Origin of the sequence: Saccharothrix longispora (assembly GCF_030852425.1) — a bacterium.
GTDB classification, from domain to species: domain Bacteria; phylum Actinomycetota; class Actinomycetes; order Mycobacteriales; family Pseudonocardiaceae; genus Actinosynnema; species Actinosynnema longispora.
The window spans coordinates 307,929-329,696 of record NZ_NSDM01000002.1 but is presented as its reverse complement, the minus strand read 5'-3'; the positions used below and the strand labels follow the sequence as shown (position 1 = coordinate 329,696).

The 21,768-nt window shown below is 76.3% G+C and carries 11 protein-coding genes; 7 read left to right on the top strand and 4 right to left on the bottom strand.

What is annotated here, in order from left to right; translation table 11 throughout:
• The first annotated feature begins 290 nt into the window (after positions 1–290).
• The 6 genes from CKY47_RS06560 to CKY47_RS06535 are packed head-to-tail and all read left to right on the top strand — an operon-like array spanning position 291 to position 15,221.
• Positions 291–6,953, top strand: coding sequence for an SDR family NAD(P)-dependent oxidoreductase (locus CKY47_RS06560; RefSeq protein WP_306744748.1), 6,663 nt, complete (start codon positions 291–293; stop codon positions 6,951–6,953).
• The gene (locus CKY47_RS06555; RefSeq protein ID WP_306744747.1) at positions 6,950–11,152 is read left to right on the top strand and encodes a beta-ketoacyl synthase N-terminal-like domain-containing protein; all 4,203 of its coding nucleotides are present in this window, start codon (positions 6,950–6,952) and stop codon (positions 11,150–11,152) included. The genes CKY47_RS06560 and CKY47_RS06555 overlap by 4 nt, the downstream gene beginning before the upstream one ends.
• On the top strand, positions 11,149–11,448 hold the full coding sequence (locus CKY47_RS06550) for an acyl carrier protein (RefSeq protein WP_306744746.1): 300 nt from the start codon (positions 11,149–11,151) through the stop codon (positions 11,446–11,448). The genes CKY47_RS06555 and CKY47_RS06550 overlap by 4 nt, the downstream gene beginning before the upstream one ends.
• Positions 11,448–12,251, top strand: coding sequence for an alpha/beta fold hydrolase (locus CKY47_RS06545; RefSeq protein WP_306744745.1), 804 nt, complete (start codon positions 11,448–11,450; stop codon positions 12,249–12,251). The genes CKY47_RS06550 and CKY47_RS06545 overlap by 1 nt, the downstream gene beginning before the upstream one ends.
• Positions 12,248–13,414 carry a glycosyltransferase gene (locus tag CKY47_RS06540; RefSeq protein ID WP_306744744.1) on the top strand — a complete coding sequence of 389 codons (1,167 nt, stop codon included), beginning with the start codon at positions 12,248–12,250 and terminating at the stop codon, positions 13,412–13,414. The genes CKY47_RS06545 and CKY47_RS06540 overlap by 4 nt, the downstream gene beginning before the upstream one ends.
• Before the next feature lie 58 nt (positions 13,415–13,472).
• Positions 13,473–15,221, top strand: a complete 1,749-nt coding sequence (locus CKY47_RS06535; RefSeq protein ID WP_306744743.1) for an ABC transporter ATP-binding protein — start codon at positions 13,473–13,475, stop codon at positions 15,219–15,221.
• A 46-nt stretch (positions 15,222–15,267) separates the two neighbouring features.
• Here CKY47_RS06535 and CKY47_RS06530 read toward each other — a convergent pair whose 3' ends face one another.
• Positions 15,268–16,092, bottom strand: a complete 825-nt coding sequence (locus CKY47_RS06530; RefSeq protein WP_306744742.1) for an SGNH/GDSL hydrolase family protein — start codon at positions 16,090–16,092, stop codon at positions 15,268–15,270.
• A 248-nt stretch (positions 16,093–16,340) separates the two neighbouring features.
• On the opposite strand from CKY47_RS06530, the gene CKY47_RS06525 reads away from it, so the two are divergent.
• Positions 16,341–17,555 carry a glycosyltransferase gene (locus tag CKY47_RS06525; protein ID WP_306744741.1) on the top strand — a complete coding sequence of 405 codons (1,215 nt, stop codon included), beginning with the start codon at positions 16,341–16,343 and terminating at the stop codon, positions 17,553–17,555.
• A gap of 46 nt (positions 17,556–17,601) precedes the next feature.
• Here CKY47_RS06525 and CKY47_RS06520 read toward each other — a convergent pair whose 3' ends face one another.
• From CKY47_RS06520 to CKY47_RS06510, 3 genes are all read right to left on the bottom strand, one after another.
• Positions 17,602–19,176 carry an MFS transporter gene (locus tag CKY47_RS06520; protein ID WP_306744740.1) on the bottom strand — a complete coding sequence of 525 codons (1,575 nt, stop codon included), beginning with the start codon at positions 19,174–19,176 and terminating at the stop codon, positions 17,602–17,604.
• Positions 19,177–19,333: 157 nt separating this feature from the next.
• Positions 19,334–20,137 (bottom strand): TetR/AcrR family transcriptional regulator, encoded by an 804-nt coding sequence (locus tag CKY47_RS06515; protein WP_306744739.1) that lies wholly within the window; start codon positions 20,135–20,137, stop codon positions 19,334–19,336.
• Complete coding sequence (locus CKY47_RS06510) at positions 20,068–21,759, bottom strand: AMP-binding protein (protein ID WP_306744738.1); 1,692 nt, start codon at positions 21,757–21,759, stop codon at positions 20,068–20,070. The genes CKY47_RS06515 and CKY47_RS06510 overlap by 70 nt, the downstream gene beginning before the upstream one ends.
• Between the last annotated feature and the right edge of the window lie 9 nt (positions 21,760–21,768).

Here is a 21,768-nt window from a genome sequence, read left to right as displayed (position 1 = left end):
TCGCGGCCGTGCCGCCGAACGGTTGTGATCTCGAACACACTATTTGTTCCACGCACGATGCATCCGTGTCCGCCGGGTAACGCCCCTGCGACCGTCCGTGAAGTGTTTTCGCATCCACACGGTGAACTGGCTGGTGATCGCCGTCGCGTGGGAAAGCACCCGTTCGGCGTCCATTCACGTTAACGCGCGCCACGAGCGAAGGTTCGGGGCGTTGACGCGACGTACCGCACTCCCTTGACTACTCGACGTCATCGCCGGCCGGCTCGTGTCGATAGGGAGTTGCGGAACGGATGGATGTCTCCGAGCTGGTCGTCGCGGTCGACCCGATCCACCACCCGGCGCCCCGGCTGACCGCGGCCGCGGCCCGTGCGGGCGCGCTCGGCGTGCTGGAACTGCCCGCGGGCGACTTACGCGCCGCGACCGACGTGCTGGACCGAACCGCCCGGTGGACCACCGGGCGGTTCGGCGTCCGCGTCCGGCCGGGCTGCGCGGTGCCCGACCTGCCGGACGCCGCGGACACCGTGCTGCTGGCAGACCCGGCGCGCACCGCCCGCGACTTCCCCGACCGGCGGGTGCTGGTCGAGGTCGTCGACCTCGCCGAGGCCCGCGCCGCCGTCGACTCCGGCGCGGCGGGCCTGGTCGTGCGCGGTCGCGAGGCGGGCGGCCGGGTCGGCGGGTTGAGCACGTTCGTGCTGCTGCAACAGGTCCTGGCCGCGGTCGACGTGCCCGTGTGGGCGGCCGGCGGCATCGGCCCGCACACCGCCGCCGCGGCCGTCGCCGGCGGCGCGGCGGGCGTCGTGCTGGACACCCAGCTCGCCCTGTTCGCCGACGCCGGGCTGCCGGTGGAGCTGACCGCCGCGCTGGACGGCCTCGACGGCTCGGAAACCGTGCTGCACCACGGCCACCGGGTGCTCAAGCGGCGCGGTCCGGGCGTGCCCGAGCTGCCCGCCGACGACGTCGCCGGTCGGGGCGAACCCCACTGGCTGGGCCCCGACCTGCGCACCCAGTTCCCGCCCGTCGGCCAGGACGTGGCGCTCGCCTCCGCGTTCGCCCGCCGCTGGCCCACGGCCGGCGCGGCCATCCGCGGCGTGCGGGACGCGGTGCTGGCCGCGATCGCCGACGACGCCGCCGTGCGCGTGCTCGGGCCCGGCTCCACCGGCGCGCGGCACCTCGGCACGGCGCTGCCGGTCGTCCAGGGCCCCATGACCCGCGTCAGCGACCGCCCCGGGTTCGCCGCGGCCGTCGCGGACGGCGGCGGCCTGCCGTTCCTGGCGCTGGCGCTGTCCGGCCCCGGGCAGACCCGCGACCTGCTCACCCGCACCCGCGACGAGCTCGGCGACCGGCCGTGGGGCGTGGGCGTGCTCGGCTTCGCCGCCGAGGACGTGCGCGCCGCCCAGCTCGCCGTGGTCAAGGAGGTCCGGCCCACCCACGCGATCATCGCGGGCGGGCGCCCCGCACAGGCCGCCGACCTGGAGGCCGCGGGCGTCTCGGCGTTCCTGCACGTGCCCTCTCCCGGCCTGCTGCGCCAGTTCCTCGCCGCCGGCGCGCGGAAGTTCGTCTTCGAGGGAGCCGAGTGCGGCGGCCACGTCGGCCCCCGCCACAGCTTCCCGCTGTGGGAGTCCCAGGTGGACGTCCTGCTCGACCACCTCGCCGCCGGTGGCGAGGCCGGGGAGCTGACCGTCCTGTTCGCGGGCGGCGTGCACGACGAGCGCTCGGCCGCCATGGTGGCCGCGCTCGCCGCGCCCCTCGCGCGCGCCGGTGCGGGCGTCGGCGTGCTCATGGGCACCGCCTACCTGTTCACCGAGGAGGCCGTGGGCACCGGGGCGATCGGCCCCGTGTTCCAGCGGCACGTCGTCGACGCCGACCGCACCGACCTGCTGGAGACCGCCCCCGGCCACGCCACCCGGTGCGTGCGCAGCGGCTTCACCGGGGACTTCGCCGCGCTGCGCGACGACCTGCGCGCCGCCGGCGTGCCCGACCGCGAGGCGTGGGAACGCCTGGAGCGCTTCAACGTCGGCCGCCTGCGCGTGGCCAGCAAGGGCGTCGAGCGGGTCGGCGACGACCTGCGACCCGTGCCGGTGGAGCGCCAGGCCGCCGAGGGCATGTTCATGGCCGGCGACGTGAGCGTGCTGCGCGACGCCGTCACCACGATCGCCCGGCTGCACCACTCCGTCGGCGCGGCGGCCGGCCGGTGGCTCGCGGACCGGCTCACCGCGCTGCGCGCCGCCCTCGTCGCGCCCGAGCCGGAGCCGGAGCCCGCGCCGCTGCGGGTCGCGATCATCGGCATGGCCTGCGTGTTCCCCGGCGCGACCGACCTGGCCTCGTTCTGGGCCAACGTGCTCTCCGGCGCGGACAGCGTCACCGAGGTCCCGGCCGAGCGGTGGGACCAGGAGCTGTACTACGACCCCGACGGCACCGGCGAGCGCACCCCGTCGCGCTGGGGCGGGTTCCTGCCGCGCATCCCGTTCGACCCGCTGGCCTACGGCATCCCGCCCGCGTCCCTCGGCGCGATCGAACCCGTGCAGCTGCTCGCGCTGGAGACCGCGCGCCGGGCGCTGGAGGACGCGGGCTACCCGCACACCGCCGCGGACCACCGCCGCACGTCCGTCGTGTTCGGCGCGGAGTCCGGCAGCGACCTGTCCAACGCCACCACCCTGCGCACCGTGCTGCCCGCCTACACCGGAGCCCTGCCGCCCGAGCTGGACGCCCAGCTGCCCCGGCTCACCGAGGACTCGTTCCCCGGCATGCTCGCCAACGTCATCGCGGGCCGCGTGGCCAACCGGCTCGACCTCGGCGGCGCGAACTACACCGTGGACGCGGCGTGCGCGTCGTCGCTGACCGCCGTCGACGTGGCCTGCAAGGAACTCGTCGCCGGCACCAGCGACCTGGTCGTGGCCGGTGGCGCGGACCTCCACAACGGCATCAACGACTACCTGCTGTTCTCCTCCGTGCACGCCCTCTCGCCCAGCGGTCGCTCGGCCACCTTCGACCGGTCGGCCGACGGCATCGCGCTCGGCGAGGGCGTGGCGTGCGTGGTGCTCAAGCGCCTCGACGACGCGCTGCGCGACGGCGACCGGGTGTACGCGGTGGTCGACGGCGTCGGCAGCGCCAGCGACGGCCGGGCGCTCGGCCTGACCGCGCCGCGCCCCGAGGGGCAGCGCGCCGCGCTGGAGCGGGCCTACCGGATGGCCGGCGTGTCACCCGCCCGGGTCGGGCTGGTCGAGGCGCACGGCACCGGCACCGTGGTCGGCGACCGGACCGAGCTGCGCACCCTCACCGAGGTGTTCACCGAGGCGGGCGCGGAGGCCGGGTCGTGCGCGCTGGGCTCGGTGAAGTCCCAGATCGGGCACACCAAGTGCGCCGCGGGGCTCGCCGGGCTGATCAAGGCGGCGCTGGCCGTGCACCACGGCGTGCGCCCCCCGACCCTGCACCTGAGCGAGCCGAACCCGGCGTGGGAGCCGGAGCGCAGCCCGTTCGCCTTCCACACCGCCGCGAGGCCGTGGGTCGCGCCACCCGCCGAACGGGTCGCCGGGGTCAGCGCGTTCGGGTTCGGCGGCACGAACTTCCACGTGGTGCTGCGCGCCCACGACCAGGCGCCCGCCGCGCACGCGCTGGACCGGTGGCCGGCGGAGCTGTTCCTGTTCCGGGGGACCGACCCGGCCGCCGCCGCGCGTGCCGCCGCCGCGGTGCTGGACCAGGTCGAGGCGACGCCGGCGGCGCGCCTGCGCGACTTCGCCCGCGGTGCGGCGACCAGGGCCGACGTGGCCGCGCTGCGCGGTGACCGGGTGTGGCTCGCCGTGGTGGCCGGCGACGTGGCGCAGCTGCGGGAACGGCTGCGGCTCGCCGTCTCCGGCGGCGCCGGGGACGGCGTGTTCACCGCCGACGTGGCCGGGACCGGGGCCGTCGCGTTCCTCTACCCGGGCCAGGGCAGCCAGCGGCCGGGGATGCTGGCCGACCTGCTCGTGGCGTTCCCCGAGCTGCGCCGGTACCTGGAGCTGGGCGCGCGGTGGGCCGACGCGCTCTACCCGCCCGCCGCGTTCGACCCGGCCGCCGAGGCCGCGCAGCGGGCCCGGATCACCGACACGGCCGTCGCGCAGCCCGCCCTCGGCGTGGTCGAACTCGCCGCCACCGACCTGCTCGCGTCGGTCGGCGTGCGGCCGGACGCGGTGGCCGGCCACAGCTACGGCGAACTGGTCGCGCTGGCCGCCGCCGGTGTGTTCGACCCGGCCGACCTGCTCGCCGCCAGCGCCGCCCGCGCCGAGGCGATCCTGGCGCAGGTCCGCGACGGCGACCCCGGCGCGATGGCCGCCGTGACCGCCCCGGCCGACGAGGTCGAGGGCGTGCTGGCCGCCGCCGACCTGCCCGTGGTCGCGGCCAACCGGAACTCGCCGAAGCAGACCGTCGTGTCCGGGCCCACCGACGCCGTCGCCGCCGCCGTGCGGGCGCTGCGCGACGCCGGGCACCCGGCCAAGCCGCTGCCGGTGGCGTGCGCGTTCCACAGCCCGCTGGTGGCGGGCGCGGGCGAGGCGTTCCGGCGGGTGCTCGACGCGATGCCGCTGCGCGCGCCGTCCCTGCCGGTGTGGGCCAACCGCACCGCCGCGACCTACCCGGCCACCGCCGACGCCGTGCGCGACGGGCTGGCCGCGCAGATCGGCGCGCCCGTCCGCTTCGCCGAGCAGGTCCTGGCCATGCACGACGCCGGCGTGCGCGTGTTCGTCGAGGTCGGTCCCGGTCGCGTGCTCAGCGGCCTGGTGCCCGCCGTGCTCGGCGACCGCCCGCACCGGGTGGTGCACCTCGGCGAGGGCCTGCCCGGTCTCCTCACCGCCCTGGCGCGGCTCGCGGTCGCCGGGGTGGACGTGCGGACCGGCCCGCTGGTGCGCGGCCGGGACGCCGCGGACCCGTCCGCCGTGCCCGCGACGCCGGGGTGGACCGTCGACGGCCACCTCGTGCGGCGCGCGGACGGCGCCATCCAGCCCGGCGCGCTGCGCCCCGCCCGACGCATCACGGAGCCGATCGTGTCCCAACACCCCGTCACCCCCGCGTCCTCCGACGCGCTGGTCGCCGACTTCCTGCGCACCAGCCGCGAGATGATCGCCGCTCAGCGCGACGTGCTGATGACCTACTTCGGCGCGACCGGGGCGGTCGGCACGGTGGTGGCGGCACCGCCCGTCGCGCCCGCGGTGGTGCGGGCGGTCGCCGCGCCGGTGGTCGAAGCCGTCCCGGTCGCGACGCCGGAGCCGGTCGCCGCGGACGTGCTGCGGACCGTGGTCGAGGTGGTGGCCGAGCGCACCGGCTACCCGGTGGAGATGGTCGAACCCGACCTGGACCTGGAGGCCGACCTCAGCGTCGACTCGATCAAGCGCGCCGAGATCGCGGGCGAGATCGCCACCCGCCTCGGGCTCGACGCGGGCGCGGGCGAGGCCCTGGAGGCGCTCAGCGCCGCCCGCACCGCCGCCGCCATCGCCGACCTGATCGAGCAGCGTCGCGGGGGAGCGCCCGGACCCGCCGAGTCCGCCGCACCCGCCGCCGTCGAACCGGGAGCCGTCGAACCGGAGGCCGCGCCGCTGGTCGTCGCCCCGCGGCGGCTGGTGTTCCGGGAGCACGACCTCCCCGCGCCCACCTCGGACGCGCGCGGCACCCGGGTCGTGGTCGTCGGCGCGCCGGACGAGGCCGTGACCTCCGCGCTGATCGCCGCCGGCGTCGAGATCGGCCTGGAGGTCGCGGGCGCGTTCGTGGTCCACCTGGGCGCGCTCGACGCCGACGAGTCGCTGCTGCCCGAGGAGTTCCCGAACATCCAGTCCCTGCTCGCGGCCGGACCGCGCGGCCTGCTCGCCGTGGACCGGCGCGAGGTCGGCGCCGCGACCGGGCTGCGCGGGTTCTTCCGCACCCTGGACCGCGAGTACCCGGACCTGGCCACCACGCTCGTCGAGGTCCCGGCCGACGCCGGACCGGACGCGGTGGCCGCCGCGCTGCTCGCCGAACTCGCCGCAGCCGACCATGAACCCGTCGTGCTCGCCGGCCCCGGCACGCGGCGCGGCCTGCGGCTGACCGAGACCGACCTCGGACCGGTGGCCGCCGCGGGCGCCGGACCCGCCGGCGACGGCGCGGCGGAGGCCGAGGCCGCCGGGCTGGACCGCGACGCCGTGGTGCTGCTCGCCGGCGGCGCGCGCGGCATCACCGCCCGGTTCGCCCGCACCCTCGCGGCGGCGGGCCGCTGCCGGCTGGAACTGCTCGGCCGCACCCCCGCGCCGCTCGGCCCGGAGGAACCCGACCTGGCGGCCGCGACCGACCGGGCCGGGCTGCGCGCCGCGTTCCTCGCCCGCGGCCTGACCTCGCCCGCCGAGGTCGAGCGGGCGGTGTCCGCGGCCCTCGCCGAGCGCGAGGTCCGCACCACGCTGGCCGACCTGGGCGACCTCGCCCGCTACCACGCGGTGGACGTGCTCGACGCGGAAGCGGTGCGCGCCACCGTGAAGCGGGTGCACGACGAGCACGGCCGGCTCGACGCCGTGGTGTACGCGGCGGGCGTGATCGAGGACAAGCTGGTGGCGGACAAGTCGGTCGAGTCGTTCCGGCGCGTGTTCGGCACCAAGGTGGACGGTGCGCGCACCCTGCTCGACGCGGTCGACGCGCTACCCGCCGGACCCCGCTACGCGGTGCTGTTCGGCAGCATCGCCGCCGCCCTGGGCAACCGGGGCCAGTGCGACTACGCCGCCGCCAACGACGCGCTGGAGGAGCTGGGCCGCCGCTGGTCCCGGCCCGGACGCCGCGGCCTGACCGTCCACTGGGGACCGTGGGCGGGCGGCGGCATGGTCTCGCCCGAGCTGGCCCGCTCCTACGCCGCGCGCGGCGTCGCGCTGATCGACCCCGAGGAGGGGCCGCTCAGCCTGCTGCGCGAACTGGCCTGGGGACCGGCCGACGTGCACGCCGTCGTCAGCTCCGCGTCCGGCTGGTGACCCCGGTGACGCCGGTCGCCATCGTCGGCATGGCGGTGTTGTTCCCGGGCGCGCCCGACCTGGACGCGTTCTGGCGCAACATCTCCGGCGGCGTGGACGCCATCACCGACGTGCCCGCCGACCGGTGGGACGCCCGGTTCCACGACCCCGCCGAACACCGCGCCGACCGCGTCTACACGCGGCGCGGCGGGTTCGTCGAGGCGTCGGTGGACGCGGCCGGGTTCGGCGTGATGCCCGCGTCCGTGCCCGGCACCGAACCCGACCAGCTGATCGCGTTGCAGGTGGCGGCGGACGCGGTGGCCGACGCGGGCGGCGACGCCGTGCTGCCGGGGGACCGGCGGCGCGTCGGCGTGATCCTCGGGCGCGGTGGCTACCTCACGCCCGGCCTGGTGCGGCTGGACCAGCGCGTCCGCACCGCCAACCAGGTCGTGCGCACGCTGCGCGACCTCGTGCCCGAGCTGGACGACGACCGGCTGGAGCGGGTGCGGGCCGCGTTCGCCGACCAACTGGGCCCCGAGGCCCCCGAGTCGGCCATCGGCCTGGTGCCCAACCTCGCCGCCTCCCGCGTCGCCAACCGGCTCGACCTGCGCGGCCCCGCCTACACGGTGGACGCGGCGTGCGCGTCGTCGCTGGTGGCCGTGGACCACGCGGTGCGCGAGCTGGACGGCGGCCGGTGCGACGTCGTCCTCGCGGGCGGCGTGCACCACTGCCACGACATCACGCTGTGGAGCGTGTTCAGCCAGCTCGGCGCGCTGTCGCGCAGCGGGCGCATCCGGCCGTTCCACCGGGACGCGGACGGCGTGCTGATCGGCGAGGGCACCGGCGTGGTCGTGCTCAAGCGGCTGGCCGACGCCGAGCGCGACGGCGACCGGGTCTACGCGGTGGTCGACGGCACCGGCGTGGCCAGCGACGGCCGGTCGGCGAGCCTGCTCAACCCCGACCCCGGCGGCCAGGCGCGCGCCGTGCGGCAGGCGTGGGAGGCGGCGGGCCTCGACCCGCGCGACCCCGACGCGCTCGGCCTGCTGGAGGCGCACGGCACCGGCACCCCGGCGGGCGACGGGGCCGAGCTGCGCACGCTGGCCGAGGTGTTCGGCCCGGCGACCGGACCGCGCGCCGCCCTGGGCTCGGTCAAGTCGATGATCGGCCACACCATGCCCGCCGCGGGCGTCGCCGGGCTGGTCAAGGCCGCGCTCGCCCTGCACCACCGCGTGCTGCCGCCCACCCTGCACTGCGACGACCCGCACCCGGCGCTCGCCGACACCCGCTTCGCGCCGCTGGCGCGGGCCGTGCCGTGGGAGCGCCCGGACAGCGGCGCGCCCCGCCGCGCCGGGGTCAACGCGTTCGGGTTCGGCGGCATCAACGCCCACGTCGTGCTGCGCGAACCCGCCACCCGCGCCACCCCGGTCGTGGTTCGCGAGCCGACCGCGGTGCTGCGGCTGGCCGCCGCGACCCCCGCCGCGCTGCTGGACCTGATCACCGACGACCCCGCCGGCCTGGACGAGCGCGCCGACGTGCGCGAACCCGTGCGGCTGGGGATCGTCGACCCGACCCCGCGCAAGCTGGCCCTGGCGCGCAAGGCCGTGGCCAGGGGCGTGCCGTGGCGCGGGCGCGGCGACGTGTGGTTCAGCCCCGCGCCGCTCGGCGGGCGCACCGCGTTCCTGTTCCCCGGCCTGGAGGCCGAGTTCGAACCGCGGGTCGCCGACGTCGCCGCCCGGTTCGGGCTGCCCTGGACCCAGGGCGACGTGCGCGTCGGCGACGTCGGCCGGCACGGCGCGGCCGTGTTCCAGGTCGGCCGGCTGCTCGACGCGGCGCTGCGGCGGCTCGGCGTCGTGCCCGACGCGGTCGCCGGGCACAGCGTGGGGGAGTGGACCGCGATGGCCGCGGGCGGCATCCACGCCGCCGACGAGGTGGACGCCTTCCTCGCCGCGTTCGACCCCGAGGCGCTACGCGTGCCCGGCCTGGTGTTCGCGGTCGTCGGCACGTCCGCCGACCGCGTCACCGCCGCGCTCGCCGACCACCCGGACGTGGTGCTCTCCCACGACAACGCCCCCAACCAGGCCATGGTGTGCGGCCCGGAGGCGGAGGTCGACGCGGTGGTGCGCCGGTTCCGGGCGGAGGCGGTGATCAGCCGCGTGCTGCCGTTCCGGTCCGGGTTCCACACGCCGATGCTCGCGCCCTACCTGGCCCCGATCCGCGAGGCCGCCCAGCGCTACGCCCTGCACCGGCCGACGACGCCGGTGTGGTCGGCGACCACCGCCGCCCCGTTCCCGGACGACCCGGACGCGGTGCGCCGGCTGTTCGTCCGCCACCTGCTCGAACCGGTCCGCTTCCGGCCCCTGACGCGGGCCCTGCACGCCGCCGGGTTCCGCACGTTCGTGCAGCTCGGCGCGGGCCAGCTCGGATCGCTGGTCGGCGACACCCTGGCCGACGAGGAGCACCTGGTGGTCTCCGCGCACGGCGGCCTGGCCCAGCTGCGGCGCGTGGTGACCGCCCTGTGGGTGCACGGCCGCCCCGCCGACGCCGGCCCCCTGCTGCCGCGCGCCACCGGGACCACCCGGACCCGCCTGGAGCTGGGCAACGCGCTGGTGACCCTGCCCGCGGCCGAGCGGATCACCCTGCCCACCGCCCCGTCCGCCGTCCCGGACACCCTGGCCGGCCTCACCCGCGACCCGCTCGCCGCGGAGCTGTCCGCGCTGCTGCGGGACACCGCCGGGCTGGCGGCCGACCTGCTCACCGCCCGCGCCGCCACCGCGGTCCGCACCGCCGCCCCGGCCCCTCCGGCGGTCACCGCCCCGCGGGTGCTGCGGATCGACCTGGCCGACATGCCGTACCTGCGCGACCACTGCTTCTTCCGCCAGCGCCCCGGCTGGCCCGACGACGCCGACCGCTGGCCGGTCGTCCCCGCCACCACGGTCGTCGCGCACCTGATGTCCATCGCCGAGCACGCGGCCCCCGGCGCCCGCGCCACCGCCGCGCACGACGTGCGGCTGCTCAAGTGGATCACCGCCACACCCGCCGCGGACATCCCGGTCACCGTCCACCGCCGCACCCCCACCGAGGTCGAGGTGGGCCTGACCGGTTTCTCCCAGGCCACCGTCACGCTCGCCGACCACTACCCGCCACCGCCGCCGCGCTGGCCCGTCGACGAACCCGAGCGCGCGCCCGACCTGCGCGCCCACCAGCTCTACGACGAGCGCTGGATGTTCCACGGCCCCCTGTTCCAGGGCGTCACCGGGCTGACCGCGATCGGCGAGCGGCACGTGCGCGGCACCCTGGCCGCCCTGCCCACGCCCGGCGCGCTGCTGGACAACGTCGGCCAGCTGTTCGGCTACTGGGTGATGGCCGTCCTGCCGGACCGCACCACCGTGTTCCCGGTCCGCTTCGACCGCATCGCGTTCCACGGCCCGCAGCCCCCGGCGCACGCCGAGCTGCACTGCCACGTCCGGATCACCGCCGTCACCGGCACCGAGGTCACCGCCGACGTCCAGCTGTCCCTCGGCGACCGGGTCTGGGTGGAGATCACCGGCTGGACCGACCGCCGCTTCGACACCGACCCCGGCATCCGCGCGGTGGACCGGTTCCCCGGCGCGCACACCCTGTCCACCCTGCACGACGAGGGCTGGGCCGAGGTGCACGAGCGCTGGCCCGACCTGGCCACCCGCGAGCTGGTCATGCGCAACGTCCTGGGCGGTGCCGAGCGCACCGCCTACGACACCCGCCCGCCGAACGGGAAGCGTGGCTGGCTGCTCGGCCGCATCGCCGCCAAGGACGCCGCCCGCGCGCTGCTGTGGCGCGAGGGCGAGGGCGACGTCTACCCCGCCGAGGTCGCGGTCGACGACGTCGGGGGCCGGCCGCGGCTGCGGGGCGTGCACGGGCGCGACGTGACCGGCGTCCACGTGGACCTCGCCCACCACGCCGAGATCGGCGTCGCCATCGCCCGGCGCGGCCCGTGCGCCATCGAGGTCCGGGAAGGCGGTGCGCGCGAAGGCGGCTCCCGGCACGAGGCCGCGCTCGCCGCGGTCGCCAAGCTCGTCGCCGCGCCGGGCCGGGTGGTGGCCGAGGACGACGACCACCTGCTCGTCGCCGCCGGGGGCCGCGAGCACGTCGTGCGGGTGCGGACCACCGCCAACCCGCCCGGCCTGCCCGCACGGGAGTACGTGGTCGCGTGGACCGCGCAGCAACCAGGAGAGGGATCATGAACACCGACACGACCGCGGACCCGACCACCGTGCTCGCCGACATCACCGGGATGCTGCGCGAGCTGCTGGAGGAGCACGGCCTGCCGGACGCCGACATCACCCGCGACTCCACCTTCCACGGCGACCTGGAGCTGGAGAGCATCGACCTGGTGACGCTCTCGGCGTCGCTGCGCGAGCACTACGGCGACCGGGTCAACTTCGCCGAGTTCGTCGCCGACCTGGAGCTGGACGAGATCATCGGCCTCACCGTCGGCGAGCTGGTCGACCACGTGGTCGCCTCGCTGCGGGCCGCGTGATGGCCAAGCTCCGCACCGGTGACGTCACCACGCACGTGCAGCGGCTGCCCGCCGCCGGCGGCGACCCGACCGCGCCGCTGGTGGTGTTCGTGCACGGTCTGCTCACCGACAGCCTGGCCAGCTACTACTTCACCGTCGGCCCGCAGGTCGCGGCGGCCGGCGCGGACGTGGTCATGTACGACCTGCGCGGCCACGGCCGCAGCGACCGCCCGGCCACCGGCTACCGGCTGGAGCACTTCGTCGACGACCTCGCGCACCTGCTCGACGCCCTCGGCGAGACCCGGCCCGCGCACGTGGTCGGCAACTCCTTCGGCGGCACGGTCGCGGCCGGCCTGGCCGCCTGGCACCCCGGGTTGGTCGCCACCGTCACCATGATCGAGTCCGAGCCGCCGGTGGCCGCGTGGACCCGGCACATGGCCGACGGCCTCGCCGACGCCCGGGACCGCCTGGCGCGCGAGGAGGTCATCGGCTGGATCGAGGCCAACCACGGCGCGCACACCGCGAAGCTGTCCCGGGGCGCGAGCCGCATCCTCCAGACCACCACCCTGGCCGAGGACGTGCCGCGCAGCCGGGTGGTCGACGACGACCTGAGCGCGCTCACCCGACCGCTGCTGGCCGTGTTCGGCGACGAGTCCGGCCTGTGCGAGCAGGCGCCGGGGCTGGAGGCCGCGCTCGCCGACTGCCGCACCGTCGTGCTGCCCGACCAGGGCCACTCGGTGCTGGTGGAACGGCCGCACGAGACGCGTGAGCTGCTGCTGGACTGGGTGCGCGCCCACCACGCCCCGGCGGTGGCGCCCCGGTGAGCCGCTTCCTGTTCGTCGTGCCCCCGCTGGTCGGCCACGTCAACCCGCTCGCGGCGGTCGCGGCGGAGCTGACCGGGCGCGGCCACGACGTCGCCTGGGCCGGGCACGCCGAGCTGCTGCGCCGGTTGCTCGGACCGGGCGCGCGGGTGCACGACTGCGCCCTGCCGCCCACCGACCTGCTGCACCGGCCGCCGGAGCTGACCGGCCCGGCCGCGTTCCGGTTCCTGTGGCGGGACTTCTTCGTGCCGCTGGCCGACGCCATGGCCCCCGGCGTGGCCGCCGCGGTCGAGCGGGAGCGGCCCGACCTCGTCGTGGCCGACCAGCACGCGGTCGCCGGCTCGCTGGTCGCCGAACGCCTCGGCGTGCCGTGCGCGACCTCGGCCAGCACCTCCGCCGAGCTGGTCGACCCGCTGGCCGGGCTGCCCAAGGTCGCCGCCTGGCTCACCGACCTGCTCACCGACCTGCGCCGCCGGATCGGCGACCCCGCCGCCGTGCACGACCCGCGCCACCCGCCCGCCGGCGTGGTCGCGTTCACCACCCGCGACCTCGTCGGGGACGTGCCCCTGCCCGACGGCGTGCGGCTGGTCGGCCCGGCCGTCACGTCCCGGCCGCCGGTCGGCTTCCCCTGGGACCGGCTCGACCCGGACCGCCGCGCGGTGCTGGTCAGCCTGGGCACCGCCAACGTCGACGCGGGCGCCCGGTTCCTGCGCGAGGCGGTGGCCGCGCTGGCCGCCCGACCGCACGTGCAGGGCGTCGTGGCGGACCCCGGCGGCGTGCTGGGCGACGTGCCCGGCGCGCTGGTGCTGCCGCACGTGCCGCAGTGGGACCTGCTGGCCCGCTGCGCCGCCGTGGTGTGCCACTCCGGGCACAACACGGTGTGCGAGTCCCTGTGGCACGGTGTGCCGCTCGTGCTCGCGCCCATCCGCGACGACCAGCCGGTGGTGGCGGCGCAGGTCGTCGCGGCGGGTGCGGGCGTGCGGGTGCGCTTCGGCCGGGTCACCGCCGACGCGCTGGGCGCGGCCCTGGACGCGGTGCTCGACCCCGCGTCCGGCCACCTCGACGCCGCGCGGGCGCTCGCCCGGTCGTTCCGCGCCGCCGGCGGCGCGCCCGCCGCCGCCGACCACCTGGTCGCGGTGGCCGCGCGCACGCCCGCCACCGCCTGAGCCCGCCACCGCCCGAGCCCTGCCCCTGCCCGATTCGGCTACCGCCTTGGGGAGCACCATGACGACCAGTCCCGCGCCCGGTCCCCTCCGGGTGCTGCTCGACCACGCCCGCCCGCACCGCGCCGTGCTGGCCGGCAGCCTGCTCCTGGTGCTCGCGGCCGGCGCGTCCGGGCTGGTGCAGCCGCTGGTGGCGCGGGACGTGCTGGAGGCCCTGGGCACCGGCGGGTCCGTGCTGGAGCCGGTGCTGCTGCTGGCCGGGCTGGTGGTGCTCGGCGCGGCGCTGACCGGGGTGCAGTCGTGGTGGCAGCAGCGCACCGCCGAGCACGTCGTCCGCCAGGTCCGCCGCGACCTGGTGTTCCGGCTGGTCCGGTTGCGCGTGCCCGAGCTGGACCGCCGCCCGCCCGGCGACCTGACCGCCCGGGTGACGTCCGACAGCACCCTGCTCCAGAACGCCGCCACCGAGGGGCTGGTGCTGGTCGCCAACGGCCTGCTGACCACGCTCGGCGCGGTCGTGCTGATGGGCGTGGTGCACCTCGGGCTGCTCGCCGTCACCGCCGGCGTGATCGTCGCGGTCGCCCTGGTGCTGCTGGTGGTGCTGCCCCGCATCCGGCTCGCCGTGGCGCGGGCGCAGGCGGCCGTGGGCGCGGTCGGCGCGGCGCTGGACCGGGCGCTCGGCGCGGCCCGCACGGTCAAGGCCAACGGCGCCGAGGCCCGCGAGACCGCGCTGGCCGGCGCGGCCGTGGACGAGGCGCACGCCGCCGGGCTGGTCGGCGCGCGCTACGCGGCCGTGGTCAAGGTGCTCACCGGAGTGGCGATCCAGGGCGCGTTCCTGGGCGTGCTCGGTGTGGGCGGGGCGCTGGTCGCGGCGGGGGAGATGACCGCGCCGGAGCTGATCGCGTTCCTGCTCTACGTGTTCTACCTGGCCTCGCCGATCGGCTCGCTCGCCGCCGGCATGGGGATGCTCCAGCAGGGCCTGGGCGCGGTCGGCCGGATCGACGAGGTGCGGCGGATGCCCGTGGAGGAGGACGTGGACCTCGTCGTGGCCGCACCGCGCGGTCCGGCGCCCGCGGTGGAGTTCGACGGCGTCGAGTTCGCCTACCCCGGTCGCGGCCCCGCGCTGCGCGGTGTCTCCTGGACCGCGGCGCCCGGCACGCGCACCGCCCTGGTCGGCCTGTCCGGCGCGGGCAAGACGACGATGTTCGCGCTGCTGCAACGGTTCTACGAGCCGACCGCGGGCACGATCCGGGTGGGCGGCGTCGACATCTCGACCACGCCGCGCGCCGAACTGCGCCGCCTCATCGCCTACGTGGAGCAGGACTCGCCGGTCATGGCGGGCACCCTGCGGGAGAACCTGCTCTACGCCGCCCCGGACGCCGCCGCCGAGGACATCGTGGAGGCGCTGCGGGTGACCCGGCTGCTCGGGTTCGTCGACCGGCTCGACGCGGGCCTGGACACCGAGGTCGGCGCGCGCGGCGTGACGCTGTCCGGCGGCGAGCGCCAGCGGTTGGCCATCGCGCGGGCGCTGCTGCGCAAACCCCGCGTGCTGCTGCTCGACGAGGCCACCGCCCAGCTCGACGCCCGCAACGAGAACGCGCTGCGCGAGGCGGTGGAGCAGGTCGCGCGCGGCTGCACGGTCATCCTGATCGCGCACCGGCTGTCCACGGTGACCGACGCCGACCGGATCGTGGTGCTGGAGCACGGCGCGGTGCGGGCCCAGGGCACGCACGACGAGCTGGTCGAGCGGGACGAGCTGTACCGGGAGCTGGCCGCCACCCAGTTGCTGGTCCCGGCGGCCCCCGGTGCCTGACGCGGAACGGGGCGCCCGCCGCGCGCGGGCGCCCCGCCGACGTCCGTCAGGCCACGCCCCGCACCCCCGCGGTCAGCGAGTTGAGGGCGGCGTAGTAGCCGTCGCGGTGGCCCGCGGCGTTCGGGTGGTACGACTCGTTGATCTTGTCCCACTCCAGGCTGGTCAACCACTTGGTGCCGCTGGAGCACAGGGTGTGCGGGTCGAAGATCGGCCGGGCGTCGAGGAATGTGAAGCCCGCCTCGGCGGCGCGCTGCGCCATGACCGCCGCCAGGGTGTCGGCGGCCGAGTTCAGCGCGTTGCGCTCGGTGTCGCTGAGGCCGAAGATGCCGCAGTTGCCCCGGATCGTGTAGATGCGGGGGTAGCCGACCACGATGACCCGCGCCGACGGGGCCTTCGCCCGCACCGCCGCGTACACCTGGGCCAGCGCGGGGGACAGGTAGGCGTTGGCCGCCTGCTTGGCCAGCTCCACGCCGTTGACGCAGTCGCGGTCGTCGATGGTGAGGATGCAGTTGGTGAGCACGTCGACGAAGCCGACGTCGTTGCCGCCGACCTGGATGGTGACCAGCGTGGTGTCCGCCGTCAGCAGCGGGACCTGGTCGGTGAGCACGTCGGCGGTCTTGGCGCCGGAGCAGGCGGCCTCCACGAACGCCACCGACGGGTGGGACGCCGCCCACAGGCGGGGGTAGGTCAGCGGCCCGCGTCGGCAGGCGTGGTTGGGGTCGTCGTAGGTGCGGGTGCCGGGGGCGGTGGTGTACGAGTCGCCGATGGCGACGTACTTGCCCGCCAGGGGCGCCGCCTGCGCCGGCGCGGCGAGGACCGCGGTGGCGAAGAGCGCCGCCAGTACGGGGAACAGGGCCCGTGGTGCGCGCATGGATCTCGTCTCCGGGGGAGTCGGGGGAGCGGACTCCACCATGCGTAACAGGTGATCTTGTGGGTGAATACCTCACCGCGGGTGCTAATGCGTAATTTATTCACATTACCTGCGGACTTCGGCCCCGGAAGGCGCACACCACTGCGACCGCCGGCCCAACACCCCCGCCGGGCGTGCTCACTTGTGGCACGACCGGCGGGCGCCGGGCGGCGTAGAACACAGGCTCCGGTTCCCGTGAAGGAGTCGCCATGCGTGTCCTGTTCACCTCAACCCCGACGTCCGGTCACCTGCACCCCCTCGTCCCGCTCGCCACCGCGCTGCGCGACCGCGGCCACGAGGTCGCGTTCGCCTGCGCCGCCAACCTCCTCGACGACGTGCGCTCCCTCGGGTTCGCCGGCTTCGCCGCCGGGCTGAGCCGCGACGGGGACGGCGACGAGGAGTTCACCGCCCTGAAGGCGGGGGCGAAGGGCCTGGTGCCGGGCGTGGAGATGGACCGGCTCGCCATCGCCCGCGTGATGTACGGCGTGCGCGCCCGGCGCACCGCGGCGGACCTGGTCCCGATCTGCCGGGAGTGGCGGCCGGACGTCCTGGTGCGCGACAGCTACGAGCCCGCCGCCGCGGCCGTCGGCGAGCTGCTCGACGTCCCGTGCGCCTCGGTCGACATCACGCCGCTCTACGACACGACGCCGCTGATGGGCGACATCGCCGAGGAGATGGACCGGCTGCGCGACGGGGTCGGCCTGCCGCCGGGGGACGGCGTGGGCATGCTGCACCGGTACCTGCACCTGTGCTTCGCGCTGCCGCGCCTGCTCGACCCCGCCCGGCCGATGCCCCCGATCACCCACCACCTGCGGGACGGCCTGTTCGACAACCTGGGCGACCAGCGGCTGCCGCCGCACCTGGAGCACCTGGGGGAGCGGCCACTGGTGTACGTGTCGTTCGGCACCGTGGCGATCCGCTTCTACCCCGGCGCCTACCCCGGGCTGATGGGGACGGTCCTCGACGGCCTGGCCGACCTCGACGCCGACGTGGTCGCCACCGTCGGCCACGACCGCGACCCCGCCGACCTGGGGCCGCGGCCGGCGAACGTCCACGTCGAGCGCTACCTGCCGCAGTCGCTGCTGCTCTCGCGGTGCTCGGCGGTGGTGAACCACGGCGGTTTCAACACGATGACGGGGGCGATGGTCACCGGTCTGCCCCAGGTCAGCATCCCGCTGCTGACCGACGACCACGACAACGCCCGCCGGTTCGCCGCGCTCGGCCTGACCAGGGCGCTGGACGCGGCCACCACCACCCCCGGTGAGGTGCGGTCCGCCGTGCTCGGCGTCCTGGGCGACCAGGCCATGCGCGCCGACATCGAGAAGGCCCGCGCCGAGATGGCGGAGCTGCCGGGCCCCGACCACGCGGTGGACCTGTTGGAGCGGCTGGCGGTGGAGCGCGTCCCGCTGCGGCCCGGCTCGTGACGCGGTGCCGGTGCCCGCCGCGCGGCGGGCACCGGCACCGCTCCGATCAGGCGGGCTCGCCGGTCCGCGTTCCCCGCTCCGCGGGCTCCCCGTCGGCGGGCTGCGCGTCGGCGGCCTTCCCGTCGCCGGGCTTCCCGTCGGCGGCCTTGGCCGCCTCGGCCTCGGCCACGAGCGGCGCGACGTGGCGCTTGCGCAGCAGGGCCGCGAACACCACCGCGCCCACCGCGAGCAGCACCGCGCCGCCGACGAAGGCCACGTTGAACCCGGCGACCTGCGCGTCGGGCAGCGGCAGCGGCGAGGGGCCGCCGAGGGCCTCCTCGGTGCGGTTGGCCGCCAGCACGGCCAGCACCGCCAGGCCGATCGCGCCACCGATCTGCTGCACGGTCTGGTAGATGCCCGACGCGAGGCCCGAGTCCGCCTCGGGGACGCCGGACGTCGCCAGGAACGTGATCGGCACGAAGGCGATGCCCAGACCGATCGACAGGCACAGCAGGCCGGGCAGCAGGTCCGCGGCGTAGGTCGACTGCGCCGTGATGCGCGACAGCAGCAGCATGCCGACCGTGGCCAGGCCGAGACCGCCCGCACCGGTGACGACGTGGCCGATCTTGCGCGTCAGGGCGTCCGCGACGGTGGCGCCGACCATCACGCCCATCGCGGCGGGCAGGAACGCCAGACCGCCCTTGATGGGGCCGTAGCCCAGGATGCCCTGGAGGTACAGCGCGGAGAAGAAGAACATCGTGAAGATGCCGGAGGTCAGGAAGATCAGCGTCGCGTTGGCCACGGCCAGCGTGCGGATGCGCAGCACGCTCAGGCGCATCAGCGGGAACCTGCTGCGCGACTCGATGACCGCGAACGCCACCAGCAGGGCCACGCCGAGCCCGAGCAGGCCCAGCACGACGGGCGAGGTCCAGCCCCACGCCTGCGCGTTGCTCAGCGTCCACACGAGCAGCACGAGACCACCGGTCACGGTCAGCGCGCCCGCGAGGTCGAAGCTCCGGTGCGGCAGCTCCTCGCGCGAGTTCGACACCGCGCGCATCGCGAGCACCAGGGCCGTCACGCCGAACGGCACGTTGATGAAGAAGATCCAGTGCCACGACAGCAGACCCGTCAGCAGGCCGCCGATCAGCAGGCCGAACGCGCTGCCGCCGGCGCCGATGGCGCTCCAGACGCCCAGCGCCTTGGTCCGCTCGGACGGGTCGTTGAACGCGGTCGTCAGGATCGACAGGGCCGAGGGCGCGATCAGCGCGCCGCCGAGGCCCTGGAGGCCGCGCCCGATGGTGAGGACCTCCGCCGAGGTGGCGAGGCCGCTCAGCGCCGAGGCGACGGTGAACAGCACGACACCAGCGATGAACACGGTCTTGCGGCCGACGAGGTCGGCGAGCCGGCCGCCGAGCAGCAGGAAGCCGCCGAAGACGAGCGCGTAGGCGTTCACGACCCACTGGAGCGCGGCGGGCGTCATGCCCAGCTCGCGCTCGATCGACGGCAGCGCCACGTTCACCACGGTGGCGTCCAGCGCGACGACGAAGTAGGCCAGGCAGACGATGACGAGGACGAGCCAGCGGTTCCCGGACGCGCCTCCTCCGGAGGCGGGCTGGCTGTCAAGACCCGGAGATGCGGTCATTGCTGAACTCCTGGAGAGACGGGGGATTCACCGTAGCAGTTAAGCGGACCGGCGGGTCCGCTTAAGGGTGCTGCCGGTCGATCCTCCAGGAGGGGACGCCTCCGGGGCTGCGCAGAACAGCGCACCGGGGGAACGACGTGGACCGCCGGGCGGTCCCTCAGCGGGCGGAGCGCATCGCGGTGTCGAGGTCGGCGGCGGTGGGGGCCGGTCCGGGCAGCTCGTCACCGGGCAGTCCGTCAGCGGGCAGGCCGGCGCCCGAGCGCAGCCCGTCCACGACGACGCGCAGGTAGCGCCGCCAGGCGTCGGGCCCGAGGGCGCCCAACTGGCGCGCGGTCCCGGCCACCGCGCCCGCCAGCACCACCACGTCCACCGCCGTCACGCCCGCGCGCAGCCGGCCGGCCTCGCGGGCCGGTCCGACGACCGAGTCGACGGCCTCGACCACCGCCGTCATCGCGGTCCGGATCTCCGGGTGCGCCCGCACCGGGTCGCCCAGCGCCTCCGCCACCCCGCGATCCGCCACGAGCAGTTCCACGTACCGCTCCAGGAACCGCAGCAGGGCCGCCGCGGGTGACTCGCCGTCGGCCGGCGGAGCGGCCTCGGCCGCCAGTTCGGACAGGCGGGCCGCGACCACCGCGGCCACCAGGTCCTCCTTGGTGCGGAAGCACCGGAACGCCGTGCCCTTGCCGAGGCCGACCTCGTCGACCACCGTCGACACCGGGACCTGGAGGCCGGACCGGGCGAACGCCCGGCCCGCGGCCTCGACGAGCAGCCGCTGGTTGCGGACCGCGTCCGTGCGGGAACGCGCGGCACCGCGTTCGGCCTTGCCGGCCATGCTGCCCCCCGTGCTGGTGGTCCGGGTCGTCGACGTGTCCAGGGTGCCGGGTGCGGCGGTCAGCCCGCCACCGGCAGCAGCACCGGGACGCCGTCCACGACCGGGTACCGGCGGCCGCACGACGAGCACGCCAGCTCCTCGCCCTCCGCCGTCAGCGGGGTCCCGGTGTCGTGGGGGCAGCGCAGCAGTTCCAGCAGGGCCGACTCGATGCTCATCGGTCGTTCACTTCCTTTCGGGGCGTCACCCGCGGTCGCGGGCCGTGGGGTGCCGGCCGGTCGCGCGCGCAGCTCGCGCTTCACGACCTTGCCGAGGAAATTGCGGGGCAGCGCGTCGACCGGCTCGACCTCCACCGGGACGCCGACCCGCTCGGAGGCCCGCGCCGACAGGTCCGCGACGACGCCCGGGTCGCCCGTGACGACCAGCGCCACCACCCGCTCGCCGTCGTCGGCCGGGACGCCGTAGGCGGCGGCCTCCCGCACGGACGGGTGCTCGTAGAGCGCGGACTCCACGGCGAACGTCGAGACCAGGCCCCGCGCGGTGCGGACCGCGTCCACCGCGCGGTCGAAGAAGTGCAGCACGCCCGACCCGTCCACGTGCCCGAGGTCGCCGAGCCGGGTCCACCCGTCCACGTGGGTCACCCGGTTCAGCTCGGGGTCGAGGTAGAGCCGCTTGGGCGCGGCCGACCGCAGCCAGATGTGGCCGACGACCCCCCTCGGCAGCTCCACCCCGTCGTCGTCGGTGATCTTCAGCTCGGTGCCGTGCGCGGGCACGCCGAGCGCGGTCGGCGAGGCCGGGTCGAACACGTTGATCACGACGGCGGGCGCCGCCTCGATCGACGTGTAGGACGTCGCCAGCCTGGCCTGCGGCAGCGCCGCCAGCAGGGCCTCCGCCACGGCCGGCGGGAAGGCCGCCGACGCCGTGGCCACGGTCTCCACGCAGCCCAGGTCGTGCCGGGTCGCGGCGCCGGAGTTCACCAGCTGGATCGCGGCGTGCGGCGGCACCATGATCGTGCCCAGCCGGTGCCGCTCGATCAGCTCCGCGGACCGCTCCGGGTCGCCGGGGGCGTTGAGCAGCAGCGGTGTGCCGGACAGGATCGGGAAGCAGATCGTGGCCTGGCTGGTCGACGTGCCCAGGGGCATCGGGGCGAGCATGTGGTCGACGGCCGCGATGTGGTCCATCGTCGCCTGGCCGCGCCCGAAGACGTAGTTGCCGTGCGGGCACGCGACGGCCTTCGACAACCCCGTGGTGCCGGTCGTGTAGAGGATGTCGGCGATGTCGCCGGTGCGCGGCGCCACGCCGGTCGGACCGGTGCGGCCGGTCTCCAGCTCGGTGACGGGCGTGCTCCAGCGGCCGTCGCCGAGCAGCACCGGGCGGGGCGCCTCGGAGCCGTGCACGAAGCCGACCGCGTCGCACTGGTCGAGCCGGCGCAGCAGCTCCTCGTCGGTCATGCCGCCGTTGAGGTGCACCGCCGTCGCGCCCGCCTTGAGCACGCCCAGGTAGGCCACCGCGTAGTCGACCCACTCGTCGCCGCCGAAGTACACCGCGACCCGGCGGCCGCGTTCGAGGCCGCGGGCCAGCAGTTCCAGCGCGACGGCCTGCGAGCGGCGCTCCCACGTGCCGAAGGTCAGCGTGGAGTCCGGGTCGACGGTGATCGCGACGGCGTCGGGCGCGGTCGCGGCCAGGCCCCGCAGCAGCACGGGCAGGGTGACGTCCTCGGTCACGGGTTCCTCGGGCGCGGATTCCTGGGACACGGTTCCTCC

Excerpts from the sequence above, each read along its gene's own strand:
- CKY47_RS06560 (WP_306744748.1), top strand. The coding sequence starts at position 291 with ATGGATGTCTCCGAGCTGGTCGTCGCGGTCGACCCGATCCACCACCCG.
- CKY47_RS06550 (WP_306744746.1), top strand. The coding sequence starts at position 11,149 with ATGAACACCGACACGACCGCGGACCCGACCACCGTGCTCGCCGACATC.
- CKY47_RS06545 (WP_306744745.1), top strand. The coding sequence starts at position 11,448 with ATGGCCAAGCTCCGCACCGGTGACGTCACCACGCACGTGCAGCGGCTG.
- CKY47_RS06535 (WP_306744743.1), top strand. The coding sequence starts at position 13,473 with ATGACGACCAGTCCCGCGCCCGGTCCCCTCCGGGTGCTGCTCGACCAC.
- CKY47_RS06530 (WP_306744742.1), bottom strand. The coding sequence starts at position 16,092 with ATGCGCGCACCACGGGCCCTGTTCCCCGTACTGGCGGCGCTCTTCGCC.
- CKY47_RS06525 (WP_306744741.1), top strand. The coding sequence starts at position 16,341 with ATGCGTGTCCTGTTCACCTCAACCCCGACGTCCGGTCACCTGCACCCC.
- CKY47_RS06520 (WP_306744740.1), bottom strand. The coding sequence starts at position 19,176 with ATGACCGCATCTCCGGGTCTTGACAGCCAGCCCGCCTCCGGAGGAGGC.